The organism is Halochromatium sp. (genome assembly GCF_054919635.1).
Map to the genome: position 1 here is coordinate 1 of NZ_JBUDPI010000102.1, position 10564 is coordinate 10564.

A 10564-nucleotide genomic window follows, 5' to 3' on the forward strand; every position below is an offset into this window, starting at 1 on the left:
GGTGCCGTGATCCTCGGTGGCCTTGCGGTGCTCGTCACTTGGCGACTCTATCGCGTCAGCGGCCTCAGCACGGGCAACGGCTTGCTGCTCGCGCTCATCGTCTCAGTGACAACCATTCCGGGTCTGATCGCCGGCGTTATCACCACGCCGGATACCCTCCTGTTGCTGTGCTGGCCGCTCGCCTTGCACGAGGCCTTGCGCGCGCTTCAGGGTCAGCGCAAGCGCTGGCTGACGGCGGGTATCGCGACTGGGCTGGGGCTGCTCGGCAAGTACAGCATGGTGCTGATCGGTCCGGTCTTCCTCTGGGCGCTGCTGCGCGCTGATCCGCGCGCGCTGCGCACACCTTGGCCCTATCTCGGCGGACTGCTGGCATTGCTGGTGTTCGCGCCGAATCTGGTTTGGAACGCCCAAAACGAGTGGCTGACCCTGCGCTTCCAGTTTGGCCATGGCTTCTCGACCGACAGCGGGCCGATTCGGCTGGCCGCTGATGCTTTGCCCGCCGTCACCGGCGCCCACGCCTATACGCACGAGCCGCCAGAGCCCATGGCCTTGGGCGAGCGGCTCTCCAGTCTCGGCGGCTATCTCGGCGAGCAACTGCTCTTCTGGGGGCTGCTGCTGGTGCCGATCGGCATCGCGCTGTGGCGCGCTGGTCAACGCCCTAAGCGCTGCGCAAATCAGCGCCCTGATCAGAGGACAGGTCGGCCCCCTGATCCGAGCAGCGGTCAGCTTCCTGGCCTGCACATGGATCAGCACTCAACACAACAACCTGTTCCAGCTTCCGATGCAGGAAGCGGCCAGCGTCGGTATTGGCGCTTGATCTGGGGCTTGGGGAACCACTTCGAGGGCGTTAAGCCAGGGCGCGATCGCGCGACGAGCGCGCTGGACCCTGCCGCTGTCGCACTCTTGGGTGCAGCAGCCCTTTTCCCCTTGAGCCTGTTCGCGCTGGTCGCACTCGGCAGCGAGGTCGAGGCGAACTGGGCAGCGCCCTATCTGATTGGCGCCGCGCCCTTCATCGTATTGCTGCTTCGACAGCGCCTCGGTCGCAAGGCCACCCGCTGGTCGCTGATCGCCGCTGCCGGTAACCTGCTGCTGATCAGCCTCTACGCACTCAACGCGGCCACCGCCTTTCCACCCTTACCCGATGCTGCCGCACGCGCACTGCGCGAGAGCCAGGGCTTTGAGGAGTTGGCTGAGTACAGCGCGCGCTTGCCCGTCCCGGTCGTCGCCGACCGCTATCAATTCGCAGCCATGCTGAACTTCTACCAGCCCCAGCTTGCGGTCAGTCAATGGCCTGGCATCACTCGGCCATCGGAGTACGGACGCGGACGGATCGCCCCGTTACCCGACCCCGGCGGCTTACAGCAAACCGGCTTCTGGCTCCTGGCGCGCAAGTTCTCGCCGCCGCAGATCGCAGGCTTCGAGGACGTCAAGACCCGCAGCCTCTATAGCTGTCCCGATGGGCGCTTCACGGTCGTCGATGGTCCCGCAGCCTGGGAGGCCGGTGGTTGTGATAAACCCGCCAATGTTTGGCGGTTCTATCACTACCAACCCGCAGCAGAACCCTAAGCGGAATAGATTAGCTGCTATCAAGCCCAGTGGGATAACAGGCGATCGGCGATTCAACCGCGTCTACTCAGGTCAGGGCTTGGGCAGGGTCACGCCGCGCTGCCCCTGATACTTACCACCACGGTCCTTGTACGAGGTTTCGCAGACCTCGTCTGACTCCAGAAAGAGGATCTGCGCCACGCCTTCGTTTGCGTAGACCTTGGCCGGCAATGGCGTCGTGTTCGAGAACTCGAGTGTCACATGGCCCTCCCACTCGGGCTCCAAGGGCGTCACATTGACGATGATGCCGCAATTGCTAACGAACACACCGGCGGCAAGCGCAAAATTGCCGGCCTCTGGCACTGTCAGGCAGTAAACGTCGTGGTCGCCCTTGATTTCGCGAATTCCCTGTATCTTGTGGTTGTACACAGCCGCTGACTCCCTTGTCGCTGATCCCCCTTTCCCCTGAAAGGCAGCAATGACTTCTGGAAAACGTCGGAATACCGAATGATCACAGTTGCTATGCTCATCCGGATCAAAGTCGTCACCGTAGCTCTCGGCGTTGTGCAGCCGAATGTGGTCAGACGCCGCAAGACGCTCGATATTCCAGGGCAGATTGTTGAGCCGATCGAAGTCCTTATGATGTCGGTGCGTTCCTGGCACATCCTCGTACAGGCCATTGCGCAGGTTCCATTCATCGGCAAGCCGATGCGTTGGATACAGATGGCCGTTGGACGGTTGATAGACCATCTCATAACCACGAGCAAGATGCCGGTATAAAGGCATTAATGAGTCGTTAGGACGCAGTTCGTCAGCTGTCAGCATGCGACCATCGCGCAGGACGAATTCATGATCGGGCGTGCAATGGATCTGCTGACCGTTGTCGAGCGTCAGCTCTAGCAGGGCATCGCGGCCAATATAGCGCGGCGCATCGAGCAGAGCAGCGATGACCCGACCATATTGGCCGATGCTATAGCCCCAGAACAGCTCCCCTTGCTCGGCGCGCCGTGCCATCTCCTCCAAGGTCGGTGTGGAGCCATCGAGCAGCGCAACGCGTGTGTCGCCGCGAAAACAACGGGCATAGGTGCTCTTGCCGAGACAGATCGTGAGCACATTCCGGGGGATACGGAAGTATTCGACCGTGCGCGCGAGGGCAAAGGAGTTGGGCGGAATGATACAGACGTCGGATTTGAGGTTGACGAAGCTCGAGGAGTCGAAGTTCTTCGGGTCGACGACGGCCGAGTTGATATTGGTGAAGATCTTGAACTCGTCGGCACAGCGGATATCGTAGCCGTAGCTTGAGGTGCCGTAGGAGATGACGCGGCCGCCGCCCTCCGACTCCCGCACTTGGCCGGGGATGTAAGGCTCGATCATGCCCTGCTCGCTCGCCATGCGACGAATCCAGCGATCGGATTTGATACTCATAGTCTCGACGTTGTACTAAAACAGTGAGCGCGGGTTGCAGAGCAACCAGACTCGAATACAAACAACAGGTTCGGCGCTCGCCGGTGGGACGCGTAGCCGATTTCTAGAATTAACCGAGCAGCCCATCCTCAAAGGAGTCATCGCCTGCCGCGGCCGGCTGGCCAGGACGCTCGCGGCCAGCCAAGAACAGCTCAGTCATCAGCGCTTGGAAGCGTTTGCTGCTCGCCGACATGAATTTGCCGCGCCGCAGCACCAGGCCATAGCTGCGTGCCGGAAAATAGGCGTCCAATGGTCGGCGCACGAGCGGCTCTTCGCCAGTGAGGCAGACATCGGTAACGATGGAGATGCCGAGGCCGAGCGTGACGTACTTCTTGATCACCTCCCAGCCGCCTGCTTCGAGGCGGACCTGATAGCTCAGACCCTGTTGCCGAAACACAAGGTCGACCAGACGCCAGGTGCTGAGATGGCGTGGCGGCAGGATCAGCCCGTGCTCGGCGATATCCCGTAATGAGACCTCGGGCTTCTCCGCGAGTGGGTGTCCCAGAGGCGTGATCAGCACCGGCTGATAGGTCACGATGGGGATGTAGCGAATGTCGTCCGGCACCTCGAGCATCGAGCCCACGGCCAGATCGACCTCATCGGCACGCACCATCGCCAAACCATCACGGCCAGTGACATTGTGTAGCTGCAGCTCGATACCCGGATACTGCTCGGCGAAACGTTGGATCGGCTCGGGCAGGATATAGAGTATGGTCGACTCGCCCGCAGCGATATCGAGTCGACCGCGATCCAGCCGGCCGCACTGCGCCGCGAAGGTCTCTTGCAGCCCATCGATGCCCTGTACCAGCGGCTGCGCCAGCTCGAACAGCAGCGAACCCTCGGGGGTCAGCTGGATCTTTGGGCCGCGGCGCTCGAACAGGATGGTATCCAGCTCCCGCTCGAGCGATTGGATCTGCAACGAGACGGTCGGCTGACTGAGCGAGACCAGCTCCGCGGCGGCACTGACGCTGCCAACACGCGCGGCATGGCAGAAGGCGCGCAGCTGCTTGAGTCGATTCTGGGTGCCTCGGCTCGTCATCGATGAGTCCGCCAAACAGGCCTCGGCCGGATACCGCGACGGGGGTGCGGTCGCGCTAAAGGACTGCTCACCGGTCCAGATCAACCAGGATATTGCGGGCAACCGCGCGCTGGTCTGCGTTGCCGTCCTCGAGCACTCGGTACAACAGCTGCTTGGCATGGGAGACCTCACCCGATGCGCGGAGCTGGTTCGCTTTGCGGATCAGGGTCTCGATCAGCTCGATCTGAGACGAATCATCGCTCGGACTTGGTGCCGGTTCGGGGGTCGCTGTAGGCGCTGATTTGGACTCGGACTCCAAGGCAGCCAGATCCTCGGCCTCGATGGCATCAAGCTCGGCTTCCATCTCCTCATCGGTCATTGGCCGATAGCGACCGGGCTCGTTGCGATCACCGCCGTCGATCTCGTCACCAACCATCATCGATGAAGGGCCGCTCGGAGCATCCTCTGGCTCCGAAGACCGCCTCGCAGCACTGCCAGAGGGAGAGCCTACGGGTCCGCCATCGGGTACATCGGGTGACGCAGGGCCTTCATCATCGGCATCCCGAGGCTTGACGAACCTTGAGAAGAAGATGCCCGCCTCAAACAGCAGCCACATCGGCAACGCCAGCAGCGTCTGGCTGATGACATCCGGCGGCGTCAGCAGCATACCAGCGACGAAGACCCCGACGATCACATAGGGTCGCTTCTGCTTCAGCGCTTGTGGCGTCGTCGCACCGATCGCAACCAGTAAGACGGTCGCGATCGGGATCTCGAAGGCGATGCCGAAGGCGAAAAACAGCTTCAGCACGAACTCGAGATAGAAGGCGATATCGGGCATCTGGGCGACGCCTTCGGGCGTCACCGCCGAGAAGAACCCAAACACCAACGGAAACACCGCGTAGTACGCGAACAGCATCCCGAGGTAGAACAGGGCGATGCTGGAGCTCACTAGGGGCAGCGCGAGGCGCTTCTCGTGGGTATAGAGACCCGGCGCGACAAAGCCCCAGAATTGATAGAGCAGATAGGGCATGGCGACGAAGATCGCCACCACCAAGGTCAGCTTGAACGGCGTCAAGAAGGGCGAGGCGACCTGGGTCGCAATCATCTGCGAGCCGACCGGCAGTTGCGCGCGGATCGGCTCGGCGACAAAGGTGTAGATGTCGTTCGCGAACGGGAACAACACCAGGAACACCAGCGCGATGGCAATGAGCATCCGGATCAGGCGATCGCGCAGCTCGATCAGATGCGAGATGAACGGCTGCTCACCACCCAGGCCATCTGGCCCTAGAGAATCGGGTGCCGATGCCCCTGGCTGCTTGGCCTTGTCTCGAGAGGCGGTCGATGTCATCCGAGGCGACTCATGACCGATCCTGAGGCGGCTCGGCTATTGGCGAGCTGCTCTCTGACGGATTATCTGGGCGACGATCTGGGCGAGCGCTGCCATCCGCAGCTTCAGTCGCAGCTTCAGCGCTGCTCGGCGCACCCGTCTTTGCAGCCGGTCGCGAGCTCACAGTCTCTTCGAGAATGGTATCCAATGGTCGGCTCTCGGCCTGCTTGCGCAGGATCTCCTTGAGCTCTTCTGCCTTGATCTCGCGGTCGATCTCCTCTTTCACTGAGGAGAAGGCACGCCGCGCCCGACCGACCCAGAGTCCCGCGGTACGTGCCAGCTTCGGCAGCCGCTCAGGACCGACCACGATCAAGGCGACGACGCTGATGACCAGCAGCTCTAACGCACCCACATCGAACATGTGCTCCGTCCTGCGCTAATCCTGTTAAAGCGATTGTTGACGCGATTGGCGCGCTCGATTGCTCAGCCTGCCGTCGAGCATCTCAGACCTTCGTCTTGTCGGCCGGCTTTGAGGAGGCCGCATCGCTCGTCGAGCCGCTCGAGTCTGAGGCCTGCTCAGACTTGGCAGCATCGAGCCGTTTCGGGTCTGCTTCATCGTCGGCGCCCTTATCGGCGTCGGTCATCGCTGAGCGAAAACCTTTGACGGCGTTGCCGAGATCAGAGCCAATGCTCTTCAATCGCTTGGTGCCGAACAGCAGCACGACGATCAGCAGGATGATTAAGAGTTGCCAAATACCGATTCCACCAACGCCCATCGAAACCTCCGGGAGCAGTCTTGAGGTCGCCCGGCTTGGGCAACCGAAATGTTCGTTCTAACCAGCCTGAGGCAGTGACTGCGTCAACGCACTGGCTGTGATTCAGCTCGCGATCCAACCGCAACCCGCAACTATACCGCATGGCCATGTCGCGGTGCATAAATCACGGCGACTGGCGATCCGTCAAGCCATCGCGAGCGGCCGACTCGCTTCACCCCAGCGCGCCCCCAGCGACGCCCACGCGATAAAGCCAGGTGCGGCGAGACGCCCACCTAGCCCTAGTCCGGCCTCGACGCCTTCTCGTCGAGTCCAGAGAGGCCGAAGCGCCGATCCAGCTCCGCCAAAACCGCATCCGGGTGCAAGCCTTGATCGGCCATCAGCACCAGCGAGTGGAACCAGAGATCGGCGAGCTCGGAGACCAGCTTCTGCGGATCACCGTCTTTGGCAGCCATCACGGTCTCGGTCGCTTCCTCACCGATCTTCTTCAGGATGGCATCCAGCCCTTTATCGTAGAGCTTGGCGACATAGGAGGTACTGGGGTCAGCGCCCTTCCGCGCCTCCAACACCTCAGCGAGTCGATTCAGCACATTGGACACAGTTCTCTCCCACTTTCTCCGGCCCTTGTGACCCATCCGCGAAAAAATATCGCCTCAAAGAGCACTCAGTTCTCAGCGGCGGTCCTCGGTGGCGTTCGCGGCCACGCGTTGCCCTTCAGCAAAGTCGAGGGTGCCTTCATAGATGGCGCGGCCTGTAATCGCGCCGATGATGCCCGGCCCGGCAACCGCCGCCAACGCACGCAGGTCATCGAGATGGGTGATCCCACCTGAGGCGATCACCGGAATCCGGATCGCATCGGCCAAGGCCCGGGTGGCGTCGATGTTCGGGCCAGTCAGCATGCCGTCACGACCGATGTCGGTATAGACGATGGCCTCGACGCCGTCGTTCTCAAAGCGTTGCGAGAGGGTCTCGACCCGATGCTCAGTCACCTCGGCCCAGCCGTTGATGGCAACCTGACCGTCCTTGGCATCCAGCCCGACGATGATGTGCCCAGGAAAGGTCGCACAGGCGCGCGCGACCAACGCCGGTTCTTTCACGGCCTGGGTGCCAATGATGCACCAGTGCACCCCGGCCTCGAGGTAGGCGCCGATGGTCTGCTCGTCACGGATGCCACCACCGACCTGGATCGGTAGATCCGGACAGGCAGCAGCGATGGCGCGAATCGCATCGCCCTTGACCGGCTCACCGGCAAAGGCGCCGTTGAGATCGACCAGGTGCAGACGTTTGGCACCGGCCTCAACCCAACGCCGAGCGACCTCAACGGGATCATCGGAAAAGACCGTTTCGTCGTCCATCCGCCCCTGGCGCAACCGCACGCAGCGGCCATCCTTGAGGTCGATAGCGGGAATCAACAGCATCGAAGACCCTCCAATGGGCAATTGAGGTGGATGCGAATGCAGGCCGGCATCGCGAGCGACTTGACGGCTGCAACAGCGCCTAGGATCAAGTCCGGGGCAAGCCAGGTTTGGCCCAGGTGTGGGCCAGACTCAGGCAACAGCGGATGCATCAAGACATGCCCTGCACGATGGACCTAAGCCAGCTGAAGATGGAGCGCCGTTGGGACACCACCATCGCTCGATCTGGACGCAGGGCTCCGAGCCGACCTCAGAGGCTGCCCTTGGTCGAGGGCGTGATGCCAGTCATGCGCGGATCGGGCTCTACGGCCATGCGCAGCGCACGGCCAAACGCCTTGAAGATGGTCTCGGCCTGATGGTGCGCGTTGATGCCGCGTAGATTGTCGATCTGCAGCGTCATCGCTGCATGGTTGACCAGGCCCTGAAAGAACTCGCGCAACAGGTCGACATCAAAGCTTCCGATCAGAGCCCTTGTGTAGCCCACCTCGTAGGTCAACATTGGCCGTCCGGAAAGATCGATCACCACCCGCGACAAGGCCTCATCCAAGGGCACATAGGCGTGACCATAGCGGCGAATGCCGGCCTTGTTGCCCAGCGCCTTGGCAAGCGCCTGACCGAGCGTGATGCCGATATCCTCGACTGTATGATGCGCGTCGATCTGTAAGTCGCCCTTGGCCTGCACCTCGAGATCGATCATGCCATGGCGGGCAATCTGATCAAGCATGTGCTCCAGGAAGGGCACGCCAGTCTCAAATTGCGTCCGTCCCGTGCCATCCAGATCCAGGCTGACACGCACCTGAGTCTCGAGGGTGTTGCGCTCGATCTCGGCGATACGATGTTGATGGGACTCGGTAACCGTCATCAGACCTCAGGCTCTCTCAAGGACGTGGAAGGCGCGGCGGCAGCCGTACAGTATAGCTTGGGCTTAAGACTCCAGCCAGAAGGTGACCGGGCCGTCGTTGGTCAGACTCACCTGCATATCGGCGCCGAAACGCCCGCTCGCGACCTGGTGATAGCGCTCGCGCGCGCGCTCGAGCAGCAGCTGAAACAGGCGCTCGCCCTCGGCTGGTGCTGCAGCGCTGGTAAAGCTTGCACGCGTGCCCTTCTTGGTGTCGGCGGCCAAGGTGAACTGAGGCACCAGCAGCAGCCCACCCGCGGTGTCAGCCAGACTCAGGCCCATGCGGCCTGTCTCGTCGGCGAAGACTCGATAACCGAGCAGCCGGTCGAGCAAACGCTCGGCACGGCCTTCGTTGTCACCCTTTTGCACCCCGACCAACACCAGCAGCCCCGCATCGATCGCGCCGATCACGGCTCCATCGACCTCAACCCGAGCCGAGCGCACGCGTTGCAGCAAGCCGATCATCGCCCTGCCTCAATATGAGCCGCTGCCGCGCTCGAGTCCAAGCTCCGCAGCCAGTCGATCCGTGGCCGACACCAGTGCGCGCGCAATGCCTGGCTCAAAGGCGGCGTGGCCGGCATCGGGGATCACCTCAAGCGAGGCTCGCGGCCAGGCCGCGGCCAGCTCCCAGGCCGAGCGCAGGGGGCAAATCAGATCGTAGCGGCCATGGACGATGACGCCGGGGATGTCCGCAAGCCTGTCCGCCTGCTCCAATAACTGATTCGGTCTCAGGAAGGCCTGGTTGACAAAATAGTGGCATTCGATCCGTGCCAGACTGAGCGCCAGCCGCTCGTCGCTAAAGGTGCGACGAATATCCGGGTCTGGCAGCAGGGTTGCACAGCGGCCCTCCCAGATCGACCAGGCCTTGGCGGCGGTCAGTCGCGCTAACTCATCGCTTCCGGTCAGCCGCCGGTGGTAAGCATGGAGCAGATCGGCTTGCTCCGCTTCAGGGATTGGCGCCATGAAATCCCGCCAATGATCGGGGAACACCCAGCTCGCACCCTGCTGGTAGAACCAGGCGATCTCCTCTGGACGACACAGGAAGATCCCCCGCAACACCAAGGCGCTGGCACGCTCGGGATGGGTCTCAGCATAGGCGAGCGCCAGAGTCGAGCCCCAGGAGCCGCCGAACACCAGCCAGCGCTCGATGCCTAAGTGCTCTCGGATGCGCTCGATGTCAGCGATCAGATCCCAGGTGGTGTTCTCGTCGATGCTGGCATGCGGCGTCGAGCGTCCACAGCCACGCTGATCAAAGAGGATGATCCGATAGCGTTCCGGGTCGAAGAACCGCCGATGCGATGGACCACAGCCGGCACCGGGTCCGCCGTGGAGGAATACAGCCGGGATGCCATCGGGATTGCCAGCCTGCTCCAGGTACAGCTCATGGCCCTTGCCGACCGCAAGGCGCGTTGCAGCGAAAGGCTCGATCGGGGGGTATAGGCTGTGGGGACTGTCTTGCACGTTCAGGGTCTGTTGTTCGTGGCGCTTGACCAGGTTGAGGACGGAACGGCGAATTCAACGTCGGATCGAGTCTTACAGCAGCGATACCGGCTCACCCAGCTCCAGGCCCAGACAGGTATCGGCGCGCCCCTGGTTGACTGCGAGCTCGACGAGACCGAAGGCATTGCGATACCAGAACGCCTCACCAACCGCGACATCGGCAAAGGTCCGCGCCGCCTGCAAACGATGCGCACCGGCCTGTAGCTGCTGATCCGCGGGTAGGTCGTCGGCGCGCAGCCCGGTCATCAGGTTTCCAAAGGCGTCAACATAGCAGATGCAGGCGCGCTGATCCGGCCAATCGGCGCCGACCAACACGCTGGGGTCGATCGGCTCTGCATCAGGTAGCTGCCCGGCTGCCACAGTCGCCGCGACCGGCACAAACAGGTCGCGACCGTGAAAGCTCGCGGACAACTGCTGCGGACGCCACTTGATCCGGTAGAGGGATGCGTCTGGATAGCGGCGCAGCAAGGGCAGGAGCAGCCCGTTGTCTGGGGCTAGCCACAGGTCTTGGCCGCACTCGGCCATGATCACGTCCCGGTCGGTGCCAACCCCAGGGTCGACGACGCAGCAATAGACGGTTCCTGACGGCATGCCCGCCTGCAGGCCAAACAACAGATAGGCGGC

At 62.3% G+C, this 10564-nt stretch carries 11 protein-coding genes and 3 pseudogenes; 1 reads left to right on the forward strand and 13 read right to left on the reverse strand.

Annotated elements, in window-relative coordinates; all coding sequences use genetic code 11:
- Nucleotides 1-1566 (forward strand): glycosyltransferase family 39 protein (locus tag ACY693_RS08265; RefSeq protein WP_462321353.1); only part of this gene is annotated, 1566 nt, incomplete at its 5' end.
- A gap of 72 nt (nt 1567-1638) precedes the next feature.
- On the opposite strand, the pseudogene ACY693_RS08270 reads toward ACY693_RS08265, so the two are convergent.
- The 13 genes and pseudogenes from ACY693_RS08270 to ACY693_RS08330 form a co-directional block, all read right to left on the reverse strand.
- Nucleotides 1639-1863: pseudogene (locus tag ACY693_RS08270) on the reverse strand (dCTP deaminase); the annotation flags it as partial.
- A pseudogene (locus ACY693_RS08275) lies at nt 1864-2607 on the reverse strand (dCTP deaminase domain-containing protein); the annotation flags it as partial.
- Nucleotides 2608-2616: 9 nt separating this feature from the next.
- A pseudogene (locus ACY693_RS08280) lies at nt 2617-2970 on the reverse strand (dCTP deaminase); the annotation flags it as partial.
- Nucleotides 2971-3079: 109 nt separating this feature from the next.
- A complete protein-coding gene (locus ACY693_RS08285; protein ID WP_462321354.1) occupies nt 3080-4048 on the reverse strand; it encodes a LysR family transcriptional regulator in 969 nt (322 codons plus the stop codon).
- 67 nt (nt 4049-4115) lie between these two features.
- On the reverse strand, nt 4116-5375 hold the full coding sequence (gene tatC / locus ACY693_RS08290; RefSeq protein ID WP_462321355.1) for a twin-arginine translocase subunit TatC: 1260 nt from the start codon (nt 5373-5375) through the stop codon (nt 4116-4118).
- A gap of 10 nt (nt 5376-5385) precedes the next feature.
- Nucleotides 5386-5775, reverse strand: a complete 390-nt coding sequence (gene tatB / locus ACY693_RS08295) for a Sec-independent protein translocase protein TatB (protein WP_462321356.1) — start codon at nt 5773-5775, stop codon at nt 5386-5388.
- Between the two features lie 82 nt (nt 5776-5857).
- A complete protein-coding gene (gene tatA / locus ACY693_RS08300) occupies nt 5858-6130 on the reverse strand; it encodes a twin-arginine translocase TatA/TatE family subunit (protein WP_462321357.1) in 273 nt (90 codons plus the stop codon).
- Nucleotides 6131-6408: 278 nt separating this feature from the next.
- Complete coding sequence (locus ACY693_RS08305; protein ID WP_462321358.1) at nt 6409-6726, reverse strand: phosphoribosyl-ATP diphosphatase; 318 nt, start codon at nt 6724-6726, stop codon at nt 6409-6411.
- Nucleotides 6727-6798: 72 nt separating this feature from the next.
- The gene (gene hisA, locus ACY693_RS08310; RefSeq protein ID WP_462321359.1) at nt 6799-7545 is read right to left on the reverse strand and encodes a 1-(5-phosphoribosyl)-5-[(5-phosphoribosylamino)methylideneamino]imidazole-4-carboxamide isomerase; all 747 of its coding nucleotides are present in this window, start codon (nt 7543-7545) and stop codon (nt 6799-6801) included.
- Nucleotides 7546-7792: 247 nt separating this feature from the next.
- Nucleotides 7793-8404 carry an imidazoleglycerol-phosphate dehydratase HisB gene (gene hisB, locus ACY693_RS08315; RefSeq protein ID WP_462321360.1) on the reverse strand — a complete coding sequence of 204 codons (612 nt, stop codon included), beginning with the start codon at nt 8402-8404 and terminating at the stop codon, nt 7793-7795.
- Nucleotides 8405-8467: 63 nt separating this feature from the next.
- Nucleotides 8468-8905 carry a D-aminoacyl-tRNA deacylase gene (gene dtd / locus ACY693_RS08320; RefSeq protein WP_462321361.1) on the reverse strand — a complete coding sequence of 146 codons (438 nt, stop codon included), beginning with the start codon at nt 8903-8905 and terminating at the stop codon, nt 8468-8470.
- Nucleotides 8906-8914: 9 nt separating this feature from the next.
- Nucleotides 8915-9901: a prolyl aminopeptidase gene (pip, locus tag ACY693_RS08325; protein ID WP_462321362.1), complete on the reverse strand. Its 987-nt coding sequence runs from the start codon at nt 9899-9901 to the stop codon at nt 8915-8917.
- A gap of 72 nt (nt 9902-9973) precedes the next feature.
- A partial coding sequence (locus ACY693_RS08330; protein WP_462321363.1) for an SAM hydrolase/SAM-dependent halogenase family protein occupies nt 9974-10564 on the reverse strand: 591 nt, incomplete at its 5' end.